18 protein-coding genes are annotated in these 25,067 nt (G+C 69.6%); 6 read left to right on the top strand and 12 right to left on the bottom strand.

Annotation, left to right across the window (positions count from 1 at the left end):
• Positions 1 to 19 precede the first annotated feature (19 nt).
• The 8 genes from AB5J53_RS13545 to AB5J53_RS13510 all read right to left on the bottom strand — a co-directional run bounded on the left by AB5J53_RS13545 (position 20) and on the right by AB5J53_RS13510 (position 9,681).
• Positions 20 to 736, bottom strand: coding sequence for an ABC transporter ATP-binding protein (locus tag AB5J53_RS13545; protein WP_369245881.1), 717 nt, complete (start codon positions 734 to 736; stop codon positions 20 to 22).
• Positions 733 to 1,623 (bottom strand): ABC transporter ATP-binding protein, encoded by an 891-nt coding sequence (locus AB5J53_RS13540; protein ID WP_369245880.1) that lies wholly within the window; start codon positions 1,621 to 1,623, stop codon positions 733 to 735. Before AB5J53_RS13540 ends, AB5J53_RS13545 begins: the two co-directional genes overlap by 4 nt.
• 5 nt (positions 1,624 to 1,628) lie before the next feature.
• On the bottom strand, positions 1,629 to 3,398 hold the full coding sequence (locus tag AB5J53_RS13535) for a branched-chain amino acid ABC transporter permease (RefSeq protein ID WP_369252212.1): 1,770 nt from the start codon (positions 3,396 to 3,398) through the stop codon (positions 1,629 to 1,631).
• 5 nt (positions 3,399 to 3,403) lie between these two features.
• Positions 3,404 to 4,336, bottom strand: a complete 933-nt coding sequence (locus tag AB5J53_RS13530; protein ID WP_369245879.1) for a branched-chain amino acid ABC transporter permease — start codon at positions 4,334 to 4,336, stop codon at positions 3,404 to 3,406.
• A 111-nt stretch (positions 4,337 to 4,447) separates the two neighbouring features.
• Positions 4,448 to 5,668 carry a branched-chain amino acid ABC transporter substrate-binding protein gene (locus tag AB5J53_RS13525; protein WP_369245878.1) on the bottom strand — a complete coding sequence of 407 codons (1,221 nt, stop codon included), beginning with the start codon at positions 5,666 to 5,668 and terminating at the stop codon, positions 4,448 to 4,450.
• Between the two features lie 396 nt (positions 5,669 to 6,064).
• Positions 6,065 to 6,727 (bottom strand): hypothetical protein, encoded by a 663-nt coding sequence (locus AB5J53_RS13520; RefSeq protein ID WP_369245877.1) that lies wholly within the window; start codon positions 6,725 to 6,727, stop codon positions 6,065 to 6,067.
• 127 nt (positions 6,728 to 6,854) lie between these two features.
• Positions 6,855 to 7,316, bottom strand: coding sequence for a PaaI family thioesterase (locus AB5J53_RS13515; protein ID WP_369245876.1), 462 nt, complete (start codon positions 7,314 to 7,316; stop codon positions 6,855 to 6,857).
• Between the two features lie 61 nt (positions 7,317 to 7,377).
• A complete protein-coding gene (locus tag AB5J53_RS13510) occupies positions 7,378 to 9,681 on the bottom strand; it encodes an FdhF/YdeP family oxidoreductase (RefSeq protein WP_369245875.1) in 2,304 nt (767 codons plus the stop codon).
• 123 nt (positions 9,682 to 9,804) lie between these two features.
• Here AB5J53_RS13510 and polA point away from each other — a divergent pair, with 123 nt between their 5' ends.
• Together polA and AB5J53_RS13500 are read left to right on the top strand one after the other, a co-directional pair.
• A complete protein-coding gene (polA, locus tag AB5J53_RS13505) occupies positions 9,805 to 12,531 on the top strand; it encodes a DNA polymerase I (protein ID WP_369245874.1) in 2,727 nt (908 codons plus the stop codon).
• 669 nt (positions 12,532 to 13,200) lie between these two features.
• Positions 13,201 to 14,184, top strand: a complete 984-nt coding sequence (locus AB5J53_RS13500) for a serine hydrolase (RefSeq protein WP_369245873.1) — start codon at positions 13,201 to 13,203, stop codon at positions 14,182 to 14,184.
• On the opposite strand, the gene AB5J53_RS13495 is transcribed toward AB5J53_RS13500, so the two are convergent.
• Positions 14,105 to 14,959 (bottom strand): DUF4184 family protein, encoded by an 855-nt coding sequence (locus tag AB5J53_RS13495; RefSeq protein ID WP_369245872.1) that lies wholly within the window; start codon positions 14,957 to 14,959, stop codon positions 14,105 to 14,107. The two genes, AB5J53_RS13500 and AB5J53_RS13495, sit on opposite strands and share 80 nt — an antisense overlap.
• A gap of 295 nt (positions 14,960 to 15,254) precedes the next feature.
• Here AB5J53_RS13495 and AB5J53_RS13490 point away from each other — a divergent pair, with 295 nt between their 5' ends.
• From AB5J53_RS13490 to AB5J53_RS13480, 3 genes are all read left to right on the top strand, one after another.
• On the top strand, positions 15,255 to 16,943 hold the full coding sequence (locus AB5J53_RS13490; RefSeq protein ID WP_369245871.1) for a lytic murein transglycosylase: 1,689 nt from the start codon (positions 15,255 to 15,257) through the stop codon (positions 16,941 to 16,943).
• A 143-nt stretch (positions 16,944 to 17,086) separates the two neighbouring features.
• Positions 17,087 to 17,221, top strand: coding sequence for an SPW_0924 family protein (locus AB5J53_RS13485; RefSeq protein ID WP_369245870.1), 135 nt, complete (start codon positions 17,087 to 17,089; stop codon positions 17,219 to 17,221).
• Between the two features lie 62 nt (positions 17,222 to 17,283).
• A complete protein-coding gene (locus AB5J53_RS13480; protein WP_369245869.1) occupies positions 17,284 to 18,276 on the top strand; it encodes a DUF3068 domain-containing protein in 993 nt (330 codons plus the stop codon).
• Here AB5J53_RS13480 and hrpB read toward each other — a convergent pair.
• Positions 18,266 to 20,881, bottom strand: coding sequence for an ATP-dependent helicase HrpB (gene hrpB, locus AB5J53_RS13475; RefSeq protein ID WP_369245868.1), 2,616 nt, complete (start codon positions 20,879 to 20,881; stop codon positions 18,266 to 18,268). The genes AB5J53_RS13480 and hrpB overlap by 11 nt on opposite strands.
• A gap of 161 nt (positions 20,882 to 21,042) precedes the next feature.
• Positions 21,043 to 21,903 carry a class I SAM-dependent methyltransferase gene (locus AB5J53_RS13470; protein WP_369245867.1) on the bottom strand — a complete coding sequence of 287 codons (861 nt, stop codon included), beginning with the start codon at positions 21,901 to 21,903 and terminating at the stop codon, positions 21,043 to 21,045.
• Between the two features lie 337 nt (positions 21,904 to 22,240).
• On the opposite strand from AB5J53_RS13470, the gene rpsA reads away from it, so the two are divergent.
• A complete protein-coding gene (gene rpsA / locus AB5J53_RS13465; RefSeq protein WP_369245866.1) occupies positions 22,241 to 23,740 on the top strand; it encodes a 30S ribosomal protein S1 in 1,500 nt (499 codons plus the stop codon).
• A gap of 167 nt (positions 23,741 to 23,907) precedes the next feature.
• Here the strand turns inward: rpsA and AB5J53_RS13460 are convergent, their stop codons facing one another.
• Positions 23,908 to 24,870 carry a right-handed parallel beta-helix repeat-containing protein gene (locus AB5J53_RS13460; RefSeq protein WP_369245865.1) on the bottom strand — a complete coding sequence of 321 codons (963 nt, stop codon included), beginning with the start codon at positions 24,868 to 24,870 and terminating at the stop codon, positions 23,908 to 23,910.
• Positions 24,871 to 25,067: the final 197 nt, after the last annotated feature.

Here is a 25,067-nt window from a genome sequence, read left to right as displayed (position 1 = left end):
TCGTACACCCGGAGCGAACTCAGTCCTCGCCGAGGTACGCCTTCCGTACGGATTCGTCGTGCAGCAGGTCCTGTCCGGTGCCGGAGAGGACGATGTTGCCGACTTCCATGACGTGTCCTTGGTCGGCGAGGGAGAGCGCCGCCTGGGCGTTCTGCTCGACGAGGAGGATGGTCGTGCCGGAGGCCTTGAGTTCGGCGATGGTGGACATGATCTTCTGCATCATGATCGGCGAGAGGCCCATGGAGGGTTCGTCGAGCATGAGCAGTTTGGGCTGGGACATGAGCGCGCGTCCCATGGCGAGCATCTGCTGCTCGCCGCCGGACAGCGTGCCCGCCGCCTGCTTGCGGCGTTCCCCGAGGATGGGGAACAGGTCGTACGCCCGCTGGATGTCCTTTTCGATGTCCGCCTTGTCGGAGCGGAGGAACGCTCCGAGTTGGAGGTTTTCGGCGATCGTCAGCCGGGGGAAGATGTGGCGTCCCTCGGGGGAGTGGGCGAGGCCGAGGGCGACGATCTTGTGGGCGGGGACGCCGCTGAGGGGTTTGCCGTCGAAGAGGATGCGGCCCGCGCTGGGCTTGAGGAGTCCGGAGAGGGTGCGCAGGGTCGTCGTCTTGCCGGCGCCGTTGGTGCCGATGAGGGTGACGATCTGGCCGGCTTCGACGGTGAAGGAGATGCCCTTGACGGCTTCGATCTTGCCGTAGGCGACCTTGAGGTCTTCGACCTCGAGCAGTGCGGTCACTGGGCGGTTCCTTCCTTGCTGGTGGTGCTCTCTGCCTCAGAGGCCTCGGCGCCCTCCGCGGCCTCGGCGGCTTCGACTTCGGCGACTTCCTCGTCGCCGGGGGCGCCTTCGAACGGCTCACCGAGGTACGCGGCGATGACGCGTTCGTCGCCCTGGACGACCTCCGACGTTCCCTCGACGAGCTTTTCGCCCTGGACGAGGCAGGCGACGCGGTCCGACAGGTTGAAGATGAAGCGCATGTCGTGCTCGATGACGAGGACGGCGATACCCCTGTCGCGGATGGCGAAGACCAACTCCTCCGTTGCCCGCGTTTCTTGGGGGTTCATGCCCGCGGTGGGCTCGTCGAGGAGCAACAGCCCCGGCTCGCTCGCCATCGCTCGCGCGATCTCCAGCTTGCGCTGTTCGCCGTAGGGGAGGTTGCGGGAGAGGTGGTCGGCCTTGTGGGCGAGGCCGATGAACTCCAGCAGTTCCATGGCGCGTTCGCGGGACGCGGCCTCCGCCTTGCGGAAGCCCGGGCCGCGGAGGAGGGCCGACCAGAGGCCTTCCTTGGTCCGGGTGTGGCGGCCTACGAGGACGTTTTCCAGGACGGTCATGTTGGCGAAGAGCCGGATGTTCTGGAAGGTTCGCGCGATGCCGGCGCTGGTGACCAGGTGGGGCTTGGGCGGGAGGACCTTGCCTTTGTAGGAGACCTTGCCCTCGGTGGGGATGTACAGGCCGGTCAGACAGTTGAAGAAGGTCGTCTTGCCGGCGCCGTTGGGGCCGATGAGGCCGACGATCTCGCCGGTGTTGACGGTGAGGTCGACGCTGCGTACGGCGGTGAGGCCGCCGAAGCGCATGGTGACGCCGCTGGCTTCGAGAACGGGGCTGGGGGCTGTTGTGGTGGTCATGTGGGTCACGCCCCTGCCTTGGTGACGCCGACGGTGCTGTCGGGCAGGCCTTGTTCGGGGATGTCGAGTTGGCCGGTGTCGTGGAATTCGAGCTGGCGGCGGCGGTTGGCGATGATGCCTTCGGGGCGGAAGCGCATGAGGATGACGAGCGCGATGCCGAAGGCCAGGAGCTGGTACTCCTTGAGGAAGCTGAGCTTCTCGGGGAGGAGGTAGAGCAGCGTGGCGCCGAGGATGGGGCCGTTCACCGTGCCCATGCCGCCGAGGACGACCGCGGCGAGCAGGAAGGCGGAGTTCGGGGGCACGGAGCCGGCGAACTGGTACGGGGCCGGGTTGACGCTGTAGCCGACGTGGGCGCTGACGGTACCGGCGAGGCCCGCCAGCGACGCGCCGAGTGCGAAGGCGATGAGCTTGACGCGGAAGCCGTTGATGCCCATGGCGGTGGCGGCGGTCTCGTCTTCGCGGATGGCGATCCAGGAGCGGCCGATGCGGGAGTCGGCGGCGCGGTTGAAGACGATGACGACGAGTGCGGTGATGAGCAGCATCAGGAGGAAGTAGTTCGCGAATCGGCCGAGGGTGATGCCGCCGATGTCGTGGGTGCTTCCGAAGTTGAACCCGAAGATCTTGAGGTCCGGGATCATGGAGATGCCGTTGGGGCCGTTGGTGAGGTTGGGTCCGCTGGAGCCGTCCATGTTGTTGACGGAGATGCGGAAGATCTCTCCGAAGCCCAGGGTGACGATGGCGAGGTAGTCGCCGCGCAGTCGCAGAGTGGGGGCGCCGATGAGGACGCCGAAGACGAGCGATGCGGCCATGCCGGTGAGCATGGCGGCCCAGAAGGGGAACTGGACGCCGGAGAAGCGGGAGAACTCGGAGCCGGAGACGAGGGCGGCGGCGTAGGCGCCGACGCCGAGGAAGGCGACGTATCCGAGGTCGAGGAGTCCGGTGAGGCCGACGACGATGTTGAGGCCGAGGGCGACGGTGCCGACGACGAGGATGTTCACGCCGAGGTTGGCGTTGTGTTCGTTGTTCTCGACGAAGGGGAAGATCGCCGCTGCGAGGAATGCCATGGAGGTGGCGAATCCCTTGTGGCGGGCGTTGAGTTCGGCGAAGCGGTCGAAGAGTCCGGCGGCGAGGAGTGACCAGGTGCCGAAGATGACCAGGAGGAGGTAGCCGAGGAACGTTTCGCTTGCGTCGGGGTCGACGCCGATGCCGTAGGTGAAGACGATCAGGGCGACGGCGGTGGCGGCGGTGATGACGAGGCGTTCGCCCCAGGCGGGGAGTTTGGCTGCCGGGGGGATGTTCTCGGGCTTGGTGACGTAGTCCTTGAAGGTGTCGCCGGGCTTGGGGAGTGCCAGCGTGCCGAGGAGGGCTACGAGGGAGCCGATGGCGGCGATGTAGGCGCCGGGGTCGAGGGCGACGAGGCCCTTGAGGTCGACGGCGATGGCGATGGCGCTGAACCAGCTGACGGCGAACGCGGAGGCGGCGGCGAGGACGGCGGGCTGGGTGGCGCCTGCCGGGTTGAGCCAGCCGAGGCCGCGGACGTTGAAGAGGGTGAGCGCGAAGAGGAGGGTGAGGGCGCCTGCGACGAGGTCGAGGACCTGGAGTCCGGCCGGGGAGCCGTAGTAGGTGAGGTCCCCGGGGAAATCGGAGGTGTAGGTCCAGGACATGAACGTGCTGGCGATGGTGGCGATGGCGCCGAAGGCGATGAGGGCGCGGGCGGCGCTCTGGGGGAGCGCGATCAGGCCGCGCGCGGTGGCGGTGGTCTCGGTGGTTGCCATGGTGCTCACGCCCTGTCCGCGACGCGTTCGCCGACGAGGCCTTGTGGCCTGAACAGCAGTACGAGGATGAGGAGTACGAAGGCCCAGACGGAGGACCAGCCGCCGCCGCCGAGCTGCTGCATGCCGGGGATGCCGTCGATGTAGCTGGTGGCCATGGTTTCGGCGAGGCCGAGGACGAGGCCGCCGATCATGGCGCCGTAGATGTTGCCGATGCCGCCGAGGACGGCCGCGGTGAAGGCCTTGAGGCCCATCTGGAAGCCCATGTCGTACTTCACCGTGCCGTAGCGCAGGCCGTAGGCGACGGCTGCGACGGCGGCGAAGAAGCCGCCGATGGCGAAGGCGATGACGATGATGCGGTTGGTGTCGATGCCCATGAGCTGGGCGGTGTCCGGGTCCTGTGCGGTGGCCTGCATGGCGCGGCCGGTGCGGGAGAGGCGGACGAAGAAGGCGAGGGCGGCCATGCAGATCGGGGCGGCGATGATGACGAAGACGGAGCCGCTCTGGACGCTGATGGAGCCGATGTGCCAGGGACCGAAGGGGAGTTGGGGGAAGTTTCGGTCGGTCTTGGCGTCGGGGTACGCGTTGAAGACGATCTGCTGGAGTGCGAGGGAGAGGCCGATGGCGGTGATCAGTGGTGCGAGGCGTGGTGCTCCGCGTAGTGGTCGGTAGGCGAAGCGTTCGGCCCCGACGGCGATGAGGACGGCGACGATTCCGCCGCCTATGAGCATCGCTGGAAGGGCTATCCACATGGATGTGCCGTCGGGCAGGACGTAGAGGTAGACCGTGAGTGCGCCGAAGCCGCCGGTCATGAAGATCTCGCCGTGGGCGAAGTTGATGAGCTGGACGATGCCGTACACCATCGTGTAGCCGATGGCGATCAGCCCGTACATCGAGCCGAGGAACAGCCCGTTGGCCAGCTGCTGCGGCAGGGTGTTCACCGCATGGCCTCCATGTGGTGGGGAGAGTTGAGCAGGGCGTATGAAACGGGCCGCGCGGTGACGGGTGGTCTGGCCGCGCGGCCCTTGGGTGGTGCTAGCGGCAGGTGGAGATCAGCCGTTGAAGGTGCCGCTCTTGACGGCCTTCCACTTGCCGTCGACGACCTGGTAGACGGTGAGCTGCTTGTTGGTGGTGTCGCCGTACTCGTCGAAGGAGACCGGGCCGGCGATGCCGTCGAACTTGGTCTTCTGCACCTCGTCGACGATCTTGGCGCGGGCGTCGCTCGGGACCTTGCCGTCCTTCACGACGTTGCCGATGGCCTTGATGATGGCGGTGGCGGCGTCGTAGGAGTAGCCACCGTAGGTGCCGTAGTCGCCCTTGAGGCCGGAGGCCTTGTACTTCTTGATGAACTCGGCGGCGGAGGGCAGGGAGTCGACGGGCTGGCCGACGGAGGTGACGAGGTCGCCTTCGGAGGTCTTGCCGGCGGTCTCGATGTAGGTCGGGGTGAACATGCCGTCACCGCCGAAGAGCGGGATCTTGGCTCCGCCGTCCTTGAGCTGCTTGGTGAGCTTCTCGGACTCGTCGTACTGGCCGCCGTAGTACACGAGGTCGGCCTTGGAGTTCTTGATCTTGGTGACGAGGGCCGAGAAGTCGGTGTCGCCGGTGTTGACGTGGTCCTCGCCCGCGACCTTGCCGCCCGCCTTGGTGAAGCCCGCCTTGAAGAGCTTGGCGAGGCCGGCGCCGTAGGTCTGCTTGTCGTCGACCACGAACACCTTGCGCTTCTTCAGGGTGTTGTAGGCGTAGTCGGCGGCGAAGCCGCCCTGGAGGGCGTCGGTGGTGGCGGTGCGGAAGTACGTCTTGAAGGGACGCGACTTCGAGGTCTGCCAGTTCTTGCCCTGGGTGAGCTCGGGCGCCGTGTTGGACGGCGAGATCTCGACCAGGTTGGCGGTGGCGAAGACCTGCTGCATCTGGGTGGCGACGCCGGAGTTCAGCGGGCCGACGACGCCGAGGACCTTGTCGTTCTGGACGAGCTGGGTGGCGTTCTGCTGGCCGGAGGCCGGGATCGCCTTGTCGTCGAGCGCCACGACCTTGAACTTCACGCCGGGAACGGTGTTGTTCTTGTTGGCGTCGTCGACAGCGATCTGTACGCCGCCCTGGATGCCGAGGCCCGTGGCGGAGTTCTGACCGGTCAGCGGCGCGTCCACGCCGATGATGATCTCGGTCTTCTTGCTGCTCTTGCTGTCCCCGCTGTCGTCGCGCGAGCCGCAGGCGGTCAGCGTGAGTGCTCCTGTGGTGAGCACGGAGGTGAGTATGACCAAAGAACGCTGTCGCACGTTGAATCCTCTCCCTGGCGCGGCACCCCAGGGTGGGGGCCGTGTGTCTCGCCGGGCCGTACTGGGTGATGCAGGCCGTGCAGTAGACGCGCCCGGCGGCGCGGTGACTGGCCGTGACTATAAGCGCAGGTAGGGGGTGCTCACAGGAGCGTGGGGAAGGCTGTGACGCTCTTGTTATGCGGGGAGTGTCCTGGTGGGCGCAGGACGGGCAATTCGGGCATTTCGGTTGCCTGTTGGGAGGTGACTGCGTGTTCGCATGCTGAGAACGCCCTGTTCCGGTTCGTGGCACGGATTGATCTCGACTGGCGCGGCGGCGGGTTGGGGTGGCCTGCGGGTCGGGCCACGTGGGGGGCCGTGGCCTAAGCATTGCTTCATTACGGCAGAGGTAACCGACTGTTACCGCCGTGTGAGGTCGTGCCGGGTGTCCTCGACGGGGGAAGTGGGCGCGGCGGATGCGGGGTTGGGGAAGCAGGAGGCACGCAGGTCGGTCCACAGGTCGCGGGGGTAGGCGCCACCGAAGAGAAAGCTCTGCTGTTGCCGTGCGGTCCTGTTGCTGAGGAGCAGGTCGAGGTGGGGGAGATCGAGGGCGGGCGGCAGGGCGGCGCACTTGTATACGGAGATGCGTACGGTGATCAGCCGTGGCGACCCGGCCCTCACTGTCAGTGGCAGTGGGGGTGTGGTGGTGGCGCCCAACTCGGGTAGTCCGGCGAGGACTTGGTGGACGGTGACGGGGCTGCCGCGGGCGACGTCGATTTCGAACCGGTAGGTCGCGGGGGTGGGGCCGCGGCCCTTGTAGTGGAGGCTCGTGACGCCGGCGGGCCAGGGGTAGGGGTTCGGGGTGGCCTGGGTGACCGGGGTCGGGCGCAGCGCGAAGAAGGCGCCGGTGGCGGCCGCGGCGATGATCAGGGCCTGGAGGAGGCGACGGCGGGAGCGGGGGAGCGCGGCCCAACGGGTGGTGGCGGGTGGGGATTTCGACCACAGCAGGTCGGTCGGGGTGTCCTCGTGAGGGCCGTCGGTGTCATCGGGGTGGTACGGCTCGACGGGCCCGATGCCGGTCATGCTTCACGCTATGCCGGAGCGTGCGGCTCCGCCAATGCCGGCTCGCCCCTGGCGGCGCGAGGTCGGTGGCCCCGGCGCTGCGGGAGGCGGGCGAACTCCCGCACCGCGCACCGGGTGCCTTTCGAAGTCAGCGGGTGGGCGCGTCCTTGAGGACGCAGGTCAGGCGGGCGCTGCAGACGCGCTTGCCGTCCTCGTCCGTGATGGCGATCTCGTACGTCGCCGAGGTGCGCCCGCGGTGTACGGGTGTGGCCACGCCGGTGACCAGGCCGGAACGGACTCCGCGGTGGTGCGTGCAGTTCAGGTCGACGCCCACGGCGATCTTGGTGCTGCCGCCGTGGAGCATGGCGCCGACGGATCCGATGGTCTCGGCGAGGACGGCGGAGGCGCCTCCGTGCAGCAGGCCGTAGGGCTGGGTGTTGCCCTCGACCGGCATGGTGCCCACGACGCGGTCCGCGGAGGCCTCGACGATCTGCACGCCCATGCGGGTGCCGAGGTGGCCCGCGGAGAACAGCGCGGGCAGGTCGACGCCGAGCGCGGCGTACTCGTCGATGACCTCTTGCGGGAACTTCACCGTGCGCTGCTCGCCCATCGGGCCAGACTCCGTTCGTCGTGGATCACTTCGTCGTGGATCACTCTCGCTGAGCAAACGCTCAGTCGGTTGCCGATTGTTCCAGACGTACGACGACGGACTTGCTGGCAGGGGTGTTGCTGGTGTCTGCGGTCGAGTCCAGCGGGACGAGGACGTTGGTCTCCGGGTAGTAGGCGGCCGCGCAGCCCCGGGCGGTCGGGTAGTGCACGACGCGGAAGCCGGGCGCGCGCCGCTCGACACCGTCCTTCCACTCGCTGACCAGGTCGACGTAGGAGCCGTCCGACAGCTTCAGCTCGCGCGCGTCCTCGGGGTTGACGAGCACGACCCTGCGGCCGTTCTTGATGCCCCTGTAGCGGTCGTCCAGGCCGTAGATGGTGGTGTTGTACTGGTCGTGCGAGCGCAGGGTCTGCAGCAGCAGGCGGCCCTCGGGGAGCTTCGGGTACTCGACGGGCGCGGCGGTGAAGTTGGCCTTGCCGGTGGCCGTCGGGAAGCGGCGCTCGTCGCGCGGGGCGTGCGGCAGCGCGAAGCCTCCGGGGTCCGCCACGCGCGCGTTGAAGTCCTCGAAGCCGGGGATCACGCGCGCGATGCGGTCGCGGATCGTCGCGTAGTCCTTCTCGAACTCCTCCCAGGGGGTACGGGATTCGTGCCCGAGGACCCGGCGGGCGAGGCGGCAGACGATGGCCGGCTCGGACAGCAGATGGGGGCTCGCGGGCTCCAGACGGCCGCGTGAGGCGTGCACCATGCCCATGGAGTCCTCGACGGTCACGAACTGCTCGCCGCTGCCCTGGAGGTCGCGCTCGGTGCGGCCGAGGGTGGGCAGGATCAGGGCACGCGCGCCGGTGATCGCGTGCGAGCGATTCAGCTTCGTCGACACGTGCACGGTGAGGCGGGCGCGGCGCATGGCCGCCTCCGTCACCTCGGTGTCGGGAGAGGCGGCGACGAAGTTGCCGCCCATCGCGAAGAAGACCTTCGCCTCGCCGTCGCGCAGGGCGCGGATGGCCCGTACGACGTCGTAGCCGTGCTCGCGGGGCGGTGCGAACCCGAACTCCTTCTCCAGGGCGTCCAGGAAGGCGGGGGCGGGGCGCTCGAAGATGCCCATCGTGCGGTCGCCCTGCACGTTCGAGTGGCCGCGCACCGGGCACACGCCCGCGCCGGGTCGGCCGATGTTGCCGCGCAGCAGCAGGAAGTTGACGACCTCGCGGATCGTCGGCACGGCGTGCTTGTGCTGGGTGAGGCCCATCGCCCAGCACACGATGGTGCGCTTGGAGGCGAGGACCATGCGGAGGGCCTCGTCGATCTTCTCGCGGGTGAGGCCGGTCGCGGTGAGCGTCTCGTCCCAGTCTGCGGCGCGGGCGGCCTCGGCGAACTCCTCGTACCCGTGGGTGTGTTCGCGGATGAACTCCTCGTCGACGGCGCCGGACCCCGCGCCGGAGGCGCTGTCGGATTCAGCCAGGATCAGCTTGTTGAGGAGGCGGAAGAGGGCCTGGTCGCCGCCGAGGCGGATCTGCAGGAACAGGTCGGTGAGGGCGGCGCCCTTGAGCATGCCCTGGGGGGTCTGCGGGTTCTTGAAGCGCCCCAGGCCCGCCTCGGGCAGCGGGTTGACCGTGATGATCTTCGCGCCGTTCGCCTTGGCCTTCTCCAGGGCCGAGAGCATGCGCGGGTGGTTCGTGCCGGGGTTCTGCCCGGCGACGATGATCAGGTCCGCCTTGTAGAGGTCGTCGAGCAGGACGCTGCCCTTGCCGATGCCGATGGTCTCGGAGAGGGCGGAGCCCGAGGACTCGTGGCACATGTTCGAGCAGTCCGGCAGGTTGTTCGTGCCGAGCTCGCGGGCGAACAGCTGGTAGAGGAAGGCGGCCTCGTTGCTCGTGCGCCCGGAGGTGTAGAAGAGGGCCTCGTCGGGGGAACCCAGGCTCTTCAGATCCTCGGCGATGATGTCGAAGGCGCGCTCCCAGGTGACCGGCTCGTAGTGGTCGCCGCCCTCGGGGAGGTACATGGGGTGGGTGAGGCGGCCCTGCTGGCCGAGCCAGTAGCCGCTGCGGGTCGTGAGGTCGGTCACCGGGTGCGCGGCGAAGAAGTCCGGGGTGACCCGGCGCAGAGTGGCCTCCTCGGCGACCGCCTTCGCGCCGTTCTCACAGAACTCCGCCGTGTGCCGGTGCTCCGGCTCGGGCCAGGCACAGCCCGGGCAGTCGAAGCCGTCCTTCTGATTGACACGCAGCAGGGTCAGCGCGGTGCGGCGCACACCCATCTGCTGCTGCGCGATGCGCAGGGTGTGCCCGATGGCGGGCAGCCCGGCCGCCGCGCGCTTCGGCTCGGCGACCTGCGGTGCGTCCTGAACCGGATCGCTTTTCGGCGGCTTGCTGGCCATCGCTGAACCCCTTCGCGTGCACACGTCGCCTGAACGTCATCGATCCTCGCACGGGGCGCCGACAACGACTGTGGCGGTCCCGGACGGTCCGCACTGTCAGTGCGCCGTGGCAGGATCGGGGGCGTGGCAGAAACAGCATCGAAGAAGACCGAGAAGAAGCCTGGTGGGGGCCGTCCGCGCCTTATGCTCATGGACGGGCACTCGCTGGCGTACCGCGCGTTCTTCGCGCTGCCCGCTGAGAACTTCACCACCGCGACCGGCCAGCCGACGAACGCCATCTATGGTTTCGCGTCGATGCTGGCGAACACGCTGCGCGACGAGGCGCCCACGCATTTCGCGGTGGCGTTCGACGTCTCGCGCAAGACGTGGCGCTCCGAGGAGTTCACCGAGTACAAGGCGAACAGGTCGAAGACCCCGGACGAGTTCAAGGGGCAGGTCGAGCTGATCGGCGAGCTGCTCGACGCGATGCACGCCCAGCGGTTCGCGGTCGACGGCTTCGAGGCCGACGACATCATCGCGACGCTCGCCACGCAGGCCGAGGCCGAGGGCTTCGAGGTGCTGATCGTCACCGGCGACCGCGACTCCTTCCAGCTGGTCTCCGAGCACACGACGGTGCTGTATCCGACGAAGGGCGTCTCGGAGCTGACCCGGTTCACCCCGGAGAAGGTTTTCGAGAAGTACGGGCTGACGCCGGCCCAGTACCCCGACTTCGCGGCGCTGCGCGGCGACCCCTCCGACAACCTGCCGGGCATCCCCGGGGTCGGCGAGAAGACGGCCGCGAAGTGGATCAACCAGTTCGGTTCGTTCGCGGATCTGGTAGAGCGCGTCGACGAGGTCAAGGGCAAGGTCGGGCAGAACCTCCGCGACCACCTGGAGGCGGTGAAGCTCAACCGCCGTCTCACCGAGATGGTGAAGGACGTGGAGCTGCCCAGGACGGTCGCCGACCTGGAGCGCGCGGCGTACGACCGCAAGGCCGTCGCGATGGTCCTGGACACCCTGGAGATCCGCAACCCGTCGCTGCGGGAGCGGCTCCTCGCCGTCGACCCGGGCGCCGAGGAGGCCGAAGAGGCGCAGCCGGTCGCCGAGGGCGTGGAGCTCGACGGCACGGTGCTGGGCGCGGGCGAGCTGAAGCCATGGCTCGCCGAGCACGGCAAGGCGGTCCTCGGCCTGGCCACGGTCGACGCGTGGGCTCTGGGCACGGGCTCCGTGGCCGAGGTCGCGCTCGCCGCCGCCGACGGTGCGGCCGCGTGGTTCGACCCGTCGCAGCTGGACGAGGCCGATGAGAACGCGTTCGCGAAGTGGCTCGCCGACCCCAAGAAGCCCAAGGTGATGCACAACGCCAAGGGCGCGATGCGGGTCTTCGCCGAGCACGGCTGGAGCATCGAGGGCGTGTCCATGGACACCGCGCTCGCCGCCTATCTGGTCAAGCCCGGGCGTCGCTCCTTCGCGCTGGACGCGCTGTCCCTGGAGTATCTGGGCCGGGAGCTGGGGCCCGCCGCCGCGGCCGACGGCCAGCTCGCTTTCGGCACCGACGAACAGGCCGAGGCCGATGCGCTGATGGCGCAGGCCCGCACGATCCTCGACCTGGGCGAGGCGTTCGGCCAGAAGCTGACGGAGGTCGGCGCGGCCGACCTGCTGCGGGACATGGAACTGCCCACTTCCACGCTGCTGGCCCGCATGGAGCGGCACGGCATCGCGGCGGACAGGGCCCATCTTGAGGCCATGGAGCAGATGTTCGCGGGCGCCGTGCAGCAGGCCGTGAAGGAGGCGCACGCGGCCGCCGGGCACGAGTTCAATCTGGGCTCCCCCAAGCAGCTTCAGGAAGTCCTCTTCGGCGAGCTGGCCCTGCCCAGGACGAAGAAGACGAAGACGGGCTACACGACGGACGCGGACGCGCTGGCATGGCTCGCGACGCAGACCGAGAACGAACTGCCGGTGATCATGCTCCGCCATCGCGAGCAGGCGAAGCTGCGTTCCACGGTCGAGGGTCTGATCAAGACGATCGCCGCGGACGGCCGCATCCACACCACCTTCAACCAGACGGTGGCGGCGACCGGCCGCCTCTCCTCCACGGACCCGAACCTGCAGAACATCCCGGTCCGTACGGACGAGGGCCGCGCGATCCGCCGCGGCTTCGTGGTCGGCGAGGGCTTCGAATCCCTTATGACCGCGGACTACAGCCAGATCGAACTGCGCGTGATGGCCCACCTGTCGGAGGACGAAGGCCTGTTGGAGGCGTTCACCTCCGGTGAGGACCTGCACACCACCGTCGCCTCCCAGGTGTTCTCCGTGGAGCGGTCCGCGGTCGACGCGGAGATGCGGCGCAAGATCAAGGCGATGTCCTACGGATTGGCGTACGGACTGTCGGCCTTCGGCCTCTCCCAGCAGCTGAACATCGACGCGGGTGAGGCGCGTGCCCTGATGGACACGTACTTCGAGCGCTTCGGCGGCGTACGGGACTATTTGCGCCGGGCGGTCGACGAGGCGCGGGCGACGGGCTACACGGCGACGCTCTTCGGACGTCGCCGCTACCTGCCGGACCTCAACAGCGACAACCGGCAGCGCCGCGAGGCGGCCGAGCGCATGGCCCTCAACGCCCCCATCCAGGGCACGGCGGCGGACATCGTCAAGATCGCCATGCTGAACGTGGACCGCGCGCTGCGCGAGGCGGGCCTCAAGTCCCGCATGCTCCTCCAGGTCCACGACGAAATCGTCCTGGAGATCGCCCCGGGCGAGCGCGCCAAGACCGAGAAGCTCCTCCGCCACGAAATGGCGTCCGCCGTCCACCTCCGGGCTCCCCTGGACGTGTCCATCGGCTCGGGCGCGGACTGGGAGTCGGCGGCGCACTAGCCTCCGGCGGCTGAGCGGAACCGCACGCGCCGAGCGGCTGAGTCGCGGAGTGGCTGAGGGGCCGAGCGGTCGAGCGCTCCTGCGGAGTGGACTCATCGAAGGACGGGGAGTCACCGTCCTCCGGCTCGCACATTCAAGGGCCCGGCACCACAAGGTGCCGGGCCCTTGAACGTCCGCGGCCACGGCGAGAACCTCCACCGCGCTTTTCGACGGTGCCGAACCGGCCGGAAGCCCGGCGGGCCGCCCGCGGGGCGAGCACCGTCCCGGCCCGGCCTGAAAGCAAGACCCCGACCCCAACGGCGGCCCGCAGGGCGGGCCTACCTCGGTTCGGCCGGGGGGCGAGTCCCAGCGCCTGAGGCCGCCCGTAGGGCATGGCTCCCTCGGTTCGGTAGGAGCCGAGCCCGGCTCGGAAGGCCGCCCGCATGGTGGGCCGACCTCGGTTCGGTCGGAGCCGGGCCCCGGCTGCAAAGGCCGCCCGCAGGGCAGGGCCCCACCTCGGTTCGGTCGGAGCCGGGCCCTGGCTCCAAAGGCCGCCCGCAGGGCAGGCCGCACCCGGCGGGGCCGGAGCGCGCAGGCCCGCTGTACTCCGCCCAACCCCCGGAGGGAACCGTCACCCGCGTGGCCCCCGCAAAGACGCCCCCCGCCCGGCGGGGCCGTAAGGATGCGGGCATGGGTATACGCATGCTCCACTGCCGCACGGCCATGGCCACCGCCGTCGTCCTCGCGGCCACAGCTGTCGTCTCGGCGCTGCTCGCGCCGATACCCGCGGTCGCCGCGGAAGCCAGTACCGCCCAGGTGCCCGCGGCCTGCCGCTCCACCAGTGACCCCGACCTCGCCGCCCGGCTGTCCCGCGACATCCAGGCGGAGCTGTCGTCTCGCCAGGGCACGGTCTCCGTGACGGTGCACGACGACGACACCGGTCTGACCTGCGCCCTCGCGAGCGAACGGCAGTACGACTCGGCGAGCATCGCCAAGGTCATGATCATGGAGGGCACCCTGCGACGGGCGGAGGAACTCGGCCGCACACTCACCGACTGGGAACTGGCCAACATTCGCCCCATGATCACCAAGTCCGACAACACGTCCGCCCTGCGGCTGTGGACCGACCTCGGCCACGCCTACCTCGATCGCCTCATCGCCCGCGTCGGGACGACCGGCACCATCCTCGGCCCGGACGGCTACTGGGGCCTGACCCGCACCACGGCCGCCGACCAGATGCGGCTGCTGGACGTGCTCACCAACGCCGGCTCGTTCCTGAAGACCCGCGCCTACGGCCTGAAGCTGATGAGCCAGGTCCGCAGCGACCAGCGCTGGGGCGTGCCCTCCGGCATGCCGAAAGGCCTCACGGCCCAGGTGAAGAACGGCTGGCTGCCCCGGGCCACACACGGCTGGCGAGTGCACAGCGTCGGCGCGTTCACGGGCCCCAACCGCACGTACCGCATCGTCGTCCTGTCGCACGACAACCCGACGATGGCGTACGGGATCCGCACCATCGAGCGCATCGCCCAGGCCGTGCACCGCGGCCTGAACCCGGGCCGCGGCGCGATCCAGAGCCCCACCCCGGAGGGTGCGATCAGTGAGAAGTCGGACGGCTCGGCTCCGTACGAGCCGCTGCCGGGCTGGGACGAGCCGGAGCCGGACGCCACATCCTGACCCCCACGGCGTACAGCCCCAGGCCGAGCACCAGGCCCGCGCCCGCGCCGAAGCACAGCGTCGGGACCAACTCCCAGGGCTTCGCGCTTGAACCCCAGTAGGCCCACCAGCGCGACGCCCGCTGCACCGCGCCCACCAGCGCGCAGCACCCGAGAACGGCAGCCGCCAGCCACCGGTCGGAAGCGGACAGCGCCGGCACCCCCACGGGTTCGTCGGGGGACGTCCCGCGCAGCGCGACGACCACGAAGACCGCGATCACGACCGCCCCCACCGCCGAACTGCCGTACTGCGCGTACAAGAACATCGGCGTGCCCCCGACGTCCCGCCCCAGGACGGGGAGCAGCCGCACTCCCCACCGGTCGTGATGCGTGAACGCGTCCCACACGACGTGCGTCAGGGCGCCGAGCGCCGCGGAGCCGTACCACCACAAGGCCGTCGACGGGCGGAGGCGTCGGCGTGGCGCCCCGCAGCGCAGCAGCCGTGCCGGACGCCCCTGCCGGGCCGGCGGCAGCAGTGCCACCAGGGGTTCGCGCAGCACCAGCCAGGCGCCCACGAGCGCCCATGCGACGAGCACGTCGAAGGTGAACACGCCGGTGAACGAGTGCGTGAAGGTGCCGAACTCCATCGCCCCGGGCAGCACGCTCGCCGCGTAGTAGGTCATGTCGGGAGCGAACGATCCGGCCACGAGAACGGCGGGAACCAGCCGACCGCGACCGCTTCCGTCACCGCGCACAGCGGGCAGCACGGCCGCCGCATGGCTGAGAGTGAAGGGCAAGTCGTCCCCCTGCGGCTGATGTTGGGCGGTATGTCCGGCCCGCCGATCGCTGACGCCCAGTATGAGGGACGTGTGAAAACATCCGAGTGGGCCACTCGGACGCGGCATTCCGCGCATCATCACACATGGCCAACCGGTGAATATCGGGCGCGAACGGGTGCCCGCGCGACGGAAGTTGTCGTAGGGTCACCTGGGTCACTGTGCCGGGGAGCACGGTCGAACACCGGCAGGAAACGTACGAAGCGCAGAACGCGAAGAAGCGCAGAAGCGGTCGTCCACGGGAGGGGTTCACTCAATGGCGGCGCAATTCGGCAGGAGGCTGCGCAAAGGGGCGGCTACCACCGCCGTGGCCGCGGCCGCGGTCGCGGCCCTGTCCGCGTCCCAGGCCCCGGGAGTGACCACCGACGACCACGGCAGACAGACGACCGGCGCCGAGGCCACACCGGACGCGAGCGGCGACGACACCGCGACCGGCAACTCGCGCTATTACACGGACCTGCCGCCGCTCGACAGCCCGAGCCCGTCGCCGACCATAGGCACGCCGGTTTCCAGGGGCGACGCCGAGGCGGGCATTCCGGCGACCGTCCTCGACGCCTACAAGAAGGCCGAGGCGTCCCTGCGCGAGTCCAAGCCGGGCTGCAACCTGCCCTGGCAGCTCCTCGCCGCCATCGGCAAGGTCGAGTCGGGCCAGGCCCGCGGCGGCCGCGTCGACGCGGCCGGCACGACGTACTCGCCCATCCTCGGCCCGGTCCTCAACGGCAACGGCTTCGCGAACATCAGCGACACCGACAACGGCGCGTACGACGGCGACTCCACGCACGACCGTGCGGTGGGGCCGATGCAGTTCATCCCCTCCACCTGGGAGTGGGCGGGCCGCGACGGCAACGGCGACGGCAAGAAGGACCCCAACAACATCTACGACGCGGCGCTCGCGGCCGGCCACTACCTCTGCCGGTTCGACCACGACATGTCGGTCCAGTCGCAGATGAACGCCTCGATTCTCAGCTACAACAACTCGACGGCGTACCTCAACACGGTCCTGTCGTGGCTGGAGTACTACCGCAAGGGCACCCACGAGGTGCCGGACGGCACGGGCACGCTGCCCTCGCAAAACAGCGACGACAGCTCCGGGGCGAGCCCCAGCCCGACGCCGCCCGCGACCACGCCGCCGAACTCCCCCGAGCCTGGCGACGGCAGCCCGACCCCGCCGGCTTCGCCGCCGCCGAGCACGCCGCCGACCACGCCGCCCACGACGCCGCCGACGACGACACCGCCCACCCAGACGCCCACCCAGACGGTGGACCACCTGGAGGACGCGGGCACCGGGAAGCTCACCGCGACGGCGGGCGACATGTTCGGCGAGAAGGTCGCCGTACGGACCGAGACCGAGGCCGGCAAGGCGGTGGCGAAGGTCCGGGTGCGGTTCACGATCGTCGGTGACGACACGGACGCCACCTTCACCGGCGGCGAGACCGTCGCCACGGTCGTCACCAACAGCGCGGGTACGGCCACCGCGCCCGCGCTCGTGGCCGGCGAGAAGACCGGCGACTTCACGGTCCGCGCCACCGTCGTCGGCCGCGTCATGGCCGGCCTCGACTACACGGCGACCGTCAACCCGCGCCAGGCCGACACCCTCACCCGCACCAGCGACACCGCGCTGACCTGCGTGCCGGGCGGCGAGTTCGCCGACCAGGTCGAGGTGAAGGCCACCTACAAGGGCGCAGTCGCGGACAAGGTCGCGGCCACCGCGACGCTCGTCAAGTCGGCGGACGACGCGACCGAGAACGACAAGGGCCCGTACTTCAAGGACGCGGACGGCAAGACCGTACGCACCCTCACGGACCTCACCACGGACGCCGACGGCGTGCTGAAGCTCCCGAAGCTGTACGCGGACGACACCACCGGCACGTTCCTGCTCCGCATCAACACCACGGGCGGCGCGACGCTGACCGTGGAGCTGAAGGTGGCCGCGGCCACCTCGTAGTCCGTACGCGCGTCCAGGGCGCCCCTCCGCTGTCCGGCGGAGGGGCGCCCTCGTCTGTGTGTGCAACGTGTTCTCATCTCGCCCCGCCGTTGCTACGGTGCCGGACCTGACGACCTATCAGCTCCTGGCCCTCGGGAGGCCGCATGCGTGCCCTCATCGCCGCCGCGATCGGTCTCGCCGTGGCGCTCGCCCTGGTGCTGACCATCACGGCCATGGGCTCACCCGCGGGAAAGACGTCACCGAAGCCGCTGCTGACCACCGTGCCCAAACACCCGTAGACCGTGCCCCGCACCCGTACACCGTGCCCGCACACCCGTAACTCCCAGGGAGGGACGCCGAGATGCGCCGCAAGGCAAGCCTGATCCTGCTCGCCTTCGCCGTGTTCTTCACGGCGCTGTCCCCACTCCTGCGCTGGTACGCCTTCCCGCGCCTGGCGAAGATCCCCGCCAACCAGTACCAGGACATGGTCCTGGAGGCGAAAGACGCGACCCTCCTCGACTACGGCACCATGAAGGCCAGGAAGGTCCCCGAGGTCACCGTCGTACAGACCCTCAAGGGCAACGTCGAGGCATCCGAGAAGATCGAGAAGACCGCGGGCCGGGACGTCGTCGTCTGGGACTCCCTCTCCTACGTCCAGGGCCCCGACGGCAAGATGGTCTCCAAGCTCCCCGAGCGCTACATCTTCGACGCGCACAGCCAGGAACCCGTCCACGCCACGGGGGAGATGGTCGACGGCGACCCCGTCACCCGCGAGGGCATCGAATTCAAGTGGCCCTTCCGGACGGAGAAGCGGGACTACGAGTACTTCGACGCGCAGACCCGTACCTCGGCCCCCATCCACTACAAGGGCACCCAGAACTTCCGGGGCGTCAAGGTCTACTACTTCGAGCAGACCATCCCCTGGACGAAGGTCAAGTTCCCCAAGGTCATGCCCGTCAAGGGCATCACTCCGGAGTCCGTCGCCAAGACCGGCACCACCCGCTGGTACACCACGGTTCGCAAGTTCTGGGTGGAGCCGGTCACCGGAGCGCCCGTCTACGGCGAGGAGATCCACAAGGAGGAACTCCGCGGCGGGACCCTGCTGGGCGGCCGTGACAAAGTGACCGCCTTCTCCGGGCACGTGAAAATGCGCGAGGACTACATCAAGTACACGGTCGACCTGGTCAAGTCCAACCGCACTCTGGTCCTCCTGATGACGTCCTATCTGCCGTGGGGCTTCCTGTTCCTGGGCGCGGCCCTGCTGTCCCTCTCCCTGTACCTGGAGGCACGCAGCCGCAGGCCCGGCGACCCGGCGCCGACTCAGGCCGCGGAACCCGAGCCGGTCAACGCCTGAGCCGTGCGTTGGTGTGCCGGGTGGGCTCGGCGGTGGCCGGGTCCTCGGGCCAGGGGTGCTTGGGATAGCGGCCGCGCAGTTCGGCCCGCACGGCCTTGTAGCCGTCCCCCCAGAACGAGGCGAGGTCGGCGGTGACGGCGGCGGGTCGTCCCGCGGGGGAGAGCAGATGCACGAGCACCGGCACACCGGCGACGCGGGGAGTCTCGGCCAGCCCGAACATCTCCTGCAGCTTCACCGCCAGGACGGGCCGTTCAGGATCCCCGTAGTCGATCCGGATTCTGGACCCACTCGGCACCTCGATCCGCTCCGGCGCGAGCTCGTCGAGCCGCGCGGCATCGCCGGTGGCCCACGGAAGCAGCCGGGTGAGCCCCTGCCCCGCATCCATCCGCGCCAGATCGCTCCGCCGACGCGCCCGCCCGAGCTCCGGCTCCAACCACTCCTCCACGCGCGCGTGGAGGGCATCGTCGCGGACGTCGGGCCAAGGAGCGCCGAGGTGTTGGTACAGAAAGGCCAGCCGCTGCCGCAGTAGCTCCGCGTCCCGCGTCCACCGCAGCAGCCCCAGCCCCTCCTCCCGCAGCCCCTCCAGAAGCGCCTCTCGTACGAGCCTGGAGTCGGCGTCCATCATCGGGCGCACCGCCAACTCCACGGCCCCCAGCCGCTCGACCCGCCGCGCGACGACGTCCCCGCCGGCCCAGTGGACCTCGTCCCCCTCGGCATACAGGCTCGCGGCGGCCCGTCGTGCCGTCTCCTCGTCGATGACGGCCCCGAGCCGCACACGCGCGTGCCCGGCGCCCACGGGCCGATCCGCCACCGCGACAGCGATCCAGGCCGCTCCGCGCAGCCCCGTGCCGTCCCCGAGCTCGGCCCGGGTCCCGGAGGCCATCAGATAGGACCCGCCTTGAGCCCGCGCGACCCGCTCCGGGAAGGCGAGGGCGGCGACAAGACCCACGACACGGTCGTCCCCGGCACTTGCCCGCCCACCCGCGGCGGAAGCGGCGGCGGTGTTCGAGGGCGGCGCAACGGCGCCGCGGTGAGGTGCGGCGACGGTGACCGGGTCCGAAAGAGCGTCACGGATGGGCGAGCGGGACATGCCTGTACCGGCAGACGCACCGGCCCGCAGGCGCCGGGCCTCCGCGCGCCAGCGACCGGCGTAGGCGTCGCCGCCGCGCCGGGCGGAACGCCAAGCCCCGGCGAGGTCGTCGCCGTACTCCCGTGGCGGCTCCTCGCTCAGCAGGGCGACGACGTCGGCGGCCCGGTCCGCACCGACCACCGGCGCCGCGTCCAGCAGCGCCCGGGCGAGCCGCGGATGCAACCCGAGCCGGGACATACGCGCACCCCGCTCCGTGGCCCGCCCCGCGGAATCCACCGCACCCACGGCCGACAGCACCGCCCGCGCCGCCGCCATCGCCCCAGCCGGCGGTGGGTCGAGGAGCGCGAGCCCCGTCGCGTCCGGATCGCCCCAGCAGGCCGCCTGCAAGGCGAACGCGGTCAGGTCGGCCACCTTGATCTCCGGCGCGGGGAAGCGCGCCAGGCGCGCGTCCTCCGCCTCCGTCCAGCACCGGTACACCGTTCCCGGCGCCTCACGCCCGGCGCGCCCGGCCCGCTGCCGCCCCGCCGCCTGCGAGGCTCGTACGGTCGTCAGCGCGCTCAGCCCGCGCGCGTGGTCCACCCGCGACTCCCGCGCGAGCCCGGAGTCGACGACCACCCGTACCCCGGGAACCGTCAGCGACGACTCGGCGACCGAGGTCGCGAGGACCACCCGGCGCCGTACACCCGGCGACAGCACCGCGTCCTGCACGGCGGCCGGCGCCCGCCCGTGCACCTGAAGCACGTCGACCTCGCCGAGATCCCCCAGCTGCCCGGCGACCCGCGCGATCTCCCCGACGCCGGGCAGGAAGCAGAGCACGTCCCCCTCGCGCTCGGCCAGCGCCCGCCGCACCACCGACGCCACATGCGTCAGCAGCGCCGGGTCCACCCGCATGCCGTGCGGCGGCCGTACGGGGCGTACCGGCGCAGCCCACACCACCTCGACCGGATACGAGACACCCTGCGCCTCGACCACCGGCGCGTCGCCCAGCAGCCGGGCCCACCCCTCGGCGTCCGTCGTCGCGGACGCGGCCAAAAGTCGCAGCTCGGGGCGGAGAGCGGCCCGTACGTCCAGCAGAAAGGCGGCCACCGTGTCCGCGTCCAGATGCCGTTCATGGCACTCGTCGAGCACGACCACGTCGACGCCCGCCAGCTCCTGGTCCCGCTGGAGCCGCTGCAGCAGGACTCCGGTCGTGACGACCTCCACGCGTGCGTGGCGACCGACCACCCGCTCCCCGCGCACGGTGTAGCCGACGCTCTCGCCGACCTTCTCGCCGAGCAGCCACGCCATCCGCCGCGCGGCGGCCCGGGCGGCGATCCGCCGCGGCTCGGCGACGACGACCCGGCGTACCGGCCGGCCGTCGTCCAGCAGACCGGCGAGGGCCAGCGGTACGAGGGTCGTCTTGCCGGTACCGGGCGGCGCCACGAGCACCGCGCTGCCGCCGTCCTCCAGGGCGTCGTTCAGACCGGGCAGCGCGCCGCGCACGGGCAGCAGGTCCAGGGCGTCGTAACGGATCACGCCCCCAGTCTCGTACGAGCGTCAAACCCGTCTCGTACACGCGTAGAAATGCCGTCCGCGCACGCGTGCGGCCCTTCACGCGCGCGTGCGCGACACAAATGGGGTGCCCACGCACGCGCGGGCACCCCATTTGTGTGCGCTCAGTCCCGCTTTGTGTGCGCTCAGTCCCGCTCGCACACGAAGATCGCCGTCCCCGGGATCAGATTCCCGCGCAGCGGGGACCAGCCGCCCCACTCCTGGGTGTTCCAGGCGGGCCACTCCGGCTCGACGAGGTCGACCAGGCGGAACCCGCCGGCCACGACGTCGCGGACGCGGTCGCCGATCGTCCTGTGGTGCTCGACGTACACCGCGCGGCCCTCGTCGTCCTGCTCCACGTAAGGCGTGCGGTCGAAGTAGGAGGCGGAGACGCTCAGTCCCTCGGGGCCCGGCTCGTCCGGGAACGCCCAGCGGATCGGGTGCGTCACCGAGAAGACGAAGCGTCCCCCGGGGCGCAGCACCCGGCGCACCTCCCGCAGGACGCGGACCGGGTCGGCGACGAACGGCAGCGCGCCGTAGGCCGAGCACGCGAGGTCGAAGGAGCCGTCGGCGAACGGCAGGGCGCCCGCGTCGGCCTCCACGAGGGGCACGCCCTGGCCGATGCGCAGAGCGTGCTGGAGCTGGCGGTGGGAGAGGTCCAGGGCCACCGGACGCGCCCCCTGGCCGGCCAGCCAGCGCGAGCACTGGGCCGCGCCGGCGCCGATCTCCAGGACGTCCTTGCCCTTCAGGTCCTCCGGCGCGCCGAGCAGCTCGGCCTCCACCTCGTCGAGACCCTCGGGTCCCCACACGAAACGGTCGTCTCCGAGGAACGTGCCGTGCTCGATCTGGTACTCGTCCGCGTTCCGGTCCCACCAGCCACGATTGGCACGGGAACTCTCCGTGACACCCGCCTCGCGTCGGGTGGCTTCTGGCTCGAACGGTTCGGGCTCTTGGATGATCGGCTCCCTCGTCGTACTCTTCCGTCCAACCCGTCTCGGGGGTGTCACGACAGAGGCGCGCTATGGCCCGCGTGGCCTCATGAGACAGGTCTTGTGCCGGGTATGCGGCGATCCGCCCCGGGTGTGCGCCTTCGCGCATTGACCCTGCCCGGCTGCCCCCGTATGCTACAAGTTGCGCTGCGAGCCTGCGCTCCTCAGACGTAGCAGGCTGCGCTCGCATCTGTATGTATGTCCCCTCGGTTTTCGAGGCGCCACTGGGTTGTGTTTGTAAAAACACCCTCCAGGCTGGGCGCTTCCTTGGCTGTCCGGCCTTCTGCAGAGCGAAACGGGCTCCCGGCGTAAGCAGTACCTACGACTCACCGTCCGTACCGGAGCCCTTTCCCACATGACGAGCAGCACCGAGACCACCGCCACCACCCCGCAGGTTGCGGTCAACGACATCGGTAACGAGGAAGCCTTCCTCGCCGCGATCGACGAGACGATCAAGTACTTCAACGACGGCGACATCGTCGACGGCGTCATCGTGAAGGTCGACCGGGACGAGGTCCTGCTCGACATCGGTTACAAGACCGAAGGTGTCATCCCGAGCCGCGAGCTCTCGATCAAGCACGACGTCGACCCGAACGAGGTCGTCGCCGTCGGTGACGAGATCGAAGCCCTTGTTCTCCAGAAGGAGGACAAGGAAGGCCGCCTGATCCTCTCGAAGAAGCGCGCCCAGTACGAGCGCGCCTGGGGCACCATCGAGAAGATCAAGGAAGAGGACGGCATCGTCACCGGTACCGTCATCGAGGTCGTCAAGGGTGGTCTCATCCTCGACATCGGCCTCCGTGGCTTCCTGCCGGCTTCTCTCGTCGAGATGCGCCGTGTCCGCGACCTCCAGCCCTACGTGGGCAAGGAGCTCGAGGCGAAGATCATCGAGCTGGACAAGAACCGCAACAACGTGGTCCTGTCCCGCCGCGCCTGGCTGGAGCAGACCCAGTCCGAGGTTCGCCAGACGTTCCTCACGACCCTGCAGAAGGGTCAGGTCCGCTCCGGCGTCGTCTCCTCGATCGTCAACTTCGGTGCGTTCGTGGACCTGGGTGGCGTCGACGGTCTGGTGCACGTCTCCGAGCTCTCCTGGAAGCACATCGACCACCCCTCCGAGGTTGTCGAGGTCGGCCAGGAAGTCACCGTCGAGGTCCTCGACGTCGACATGGACCGCGAGCGCGTCTCCCTGTCGCTCAAGGCGACGCAGGAAGACCCGTGGCAGCAGTTCGCCCGTACGCACCAGATCGGTCAGGTCGTCCCGGGTAAGGTCACCAAGCTCGTTCCGTTCGGTGCGTTCGTCCGCGTGGACGAGGGCATCGAGGGTCTGGTCCACATCTCCGAGCTGGCCGAGCGCCACGTGGAGATCCCGGAGCAGGTCGTCCAGGTCAACGACGAGATCTTCGTCAAGGTCATCGACATCGACCTCGAGCGCCGCCGCATCAGCCTCTCGCTGAAGCAGGCCAACGAGTCCTTCGGTGCCGACCCGGCCTCGGTCGAGTTCGACCCGACCCTGTACGGCATGGCCGCGTCGTACGACGACCAGGGCAACTACATCTACCCCGAGGGCTTCGACCCCGAGACCAACGACTGGCTCGAGGGCTACGAGACCCAGCGCGAGGCGTGGGAGCACCAGTACGCCGAGGCGCAGCAGCGCTTCGAGCAGCACCAGGCGCAGGTCATCAAGTCCCGCGAGGCCGACGCGCAGGCCGAGGCCGAGGGTGCTGGCGCCGCGGGTGCGGCTCCGGCCGCCACCGGTGGCGGTTCGTACTCCTCGGAGTCGGACGACACCTCCGGCGCCCTGGCGTCGGACGAGGCCCTCGCCGCGCTTCGCGAGAAGCTCGCGGGTGGCCAGAGCTGAACCGTGTAGGTTCCGCCAGGCAGTAGCTGGTCGGTGGGCCGCACCCCTTGTGGGGGTGCGGCCCACCGGTTTTTTTGTCTTCAGGGTGTGGGGGCTGGTCGCGCCCACACGGCGGAGCCGCACCTGTCACACCCCCGCGTCCCTGTGGGGCGCTCCCCTGGACGGTGCTATGGAGTGACCGTGATGTTGGTGAGGCCCTTGCCTCCCGTCACCGTGTTCGAGGCATACACCGTCGCCTTGCAGTTCGTGCTGTAGTTGGTCACGTTGATCGCGAGCTGTTTGTCGCCCGTCGCGCCCGTCAGGTCCGAGGTGTTGGAGCGGAACACTGTGCCGCAGCCCCAGCCGGACTGCTGCGTGTGGGTCTCGTAACCGTCGTTCGTCGTGGACCTGCCCTTGTTGTTCTCCACGAGGACGTCGTTGCCCTTCACGTCGACCCAGGAGTCGTCGTAGTTGGCGCCGGTGAGGCCGCTGCCGTCGAAGGTGTTGCCGGTGATGCGGGCACCCGTGGTGCCCTCCTTGATGTCGACGTTCTCGCCGCCGACGTCCGGGCCGATCGTGTTGCCGGTGATCTGGACGCGGTCGCTCCTGTCGGAGGTTCCGCCGGCCGTTCCGACGTACACGCCCTCGCCCATGCCACGGCCGTCGTTGCCGGTGTCGTAGATCTTCGAATTCTTGATCATGCCGTCCGTGCTGGAGTTGCGGAAGTGGACGCCTTCCATGTCGAGTCCGTGGACGGTGACTGCGTCGACGACGACGCCCTTCGCCGAGTCGATCATGATGCCCTTCTGTCCGCCGGTGACGGTGAGGCCCTGGACCGTCCAGTACGAGGCGCCGTTGAGATGGAGGCCGTAGCCGCCGCTCGCCTTGAGGACCGCCTTCGAGGACCCGGTGAGGGTGATGCGGGAGCCTGAGCTTGCCGCCGTCGACGTCTTGAAGTTGCCCGTGTACGTGCCGTCGGCGAGGTGGATCGTGTCGCCGGGCGATGCCGAGGTGAGTGCGGACTTCAGCTGGGCAGCGGTGGAGACCTCGATGACCTGGGCGGCCTCGGCAGGGGGAGCGGTCAGGGCTGCCCCGACCGAGGCTGTCGTCGCGGCGAGCAGAGGGATGACGAGCGTGCGTCGCATGCGCATGTGGGGGGACCTTCCCGTCGGTTCGCATAGAAGCGTGTTCTTGTACATGAACTTTGGGTGCTCATGTGAACGTAGATGCGCCTCATGCTCGCGTCAAGGTCTGGACCAGTTCGAGTGTGCGGGGAGGGAAACGTGGCAGATACACGAGTAACTCCCGTGCTGTAACAGGGCGTTGCCAGGATCCCCGGGTCATTCAA

The sequence above is a fragment of the Streptomyces sp. R41 genome (assembly GCF_041053055.1).
Classification (GTDB): domain Bacteria; phylum Actinomycetota; class Actinomycetes; order Streptomycetales; family Streptomycetaceae; genus Streptomyces.
The sequence above is the reverse complement of the archived record's forward strand: the minus strand, read 5'-3'. Positions and strand labels throughout refer to the sequence as shown.

Coding starts and splice junctions, on each gene's coding strand:
- AB5J53_RS13540 (WP_369245880.1), bottom strand. CDS start 1,623: ATGACCACCACAACAGCCCCCAGCCCCGTTCTCGAAGCCAGCGGCGTC.
- AB5J53_RS13535 (WP_369252212.1), bottom strand. CDS start 3,398: ATGGCAACCACCGAGACCACCGCCACCGCGCGCGGCCTGATCGCGCTC.
- AB5J53_RS13520 (WP_369245877.1), bottom strand. CDS start 6,727: ATGACCGGCATCGGGCCCGTCGAGCCGTACCACCCCGATGACACCGAC.
- AB5J53_RS13515 (WP_369245876.1), bottom strand. CDS start 7,316: ATGGGCGAGCAGCGCACGGTGAAGTTCCCGCAAGAGGTCATCGACGAG.
- AB5J53_RS13510 (WP_369245875.1), bottom strand. CDS start 9,681: ATGGCCAGCAAGCCGCCGAAAAGCGATCCGGTTCAGGACGCACCGCAG.
- AB5J53_RS13500 (WP_369245873.1), top strand. CDS start 13,201: ATGGGTATACGCATGCTCCACTGCCGCACGGCCATGGCCACCGCCGTC.
- AB5J53_RS13490 (WP_369245871.1), top strand. CDS start 15,255: ATGGCGGCGCAATTCGGCAGGAGGCTGCGCAAAGGGGCGGCTACCACC.
- AB5J53_RS13485 (WP_369245870.1), top strand. CDS start 17,087: ATGCGTGCCCTCATCGCCGCCGCGATCGGTCTCGCCGTGGCGCTCGCC.
- AB5J53_RS13480 (WP_369245869.1), top strand. CDS start 17,284: ATGCGCCGCAAGGCAAGCCTGATCCTGCTCGCCTTCGCCGTGTTCTTC.
- rpsA (WP_369245866.1), top strand. CDS start 22,241: ATGACGAGCAGCACCGAGACCACCGCCACCACCCCGCAGGTTGCGGTC.
- AB5J53_RS13460 (WP_369245865.1), bottom strand. CDS start 24,870: ATGCGCATGCGACGCACGCTCGTCATCCCTCTGCTCGCCGCGACGACA.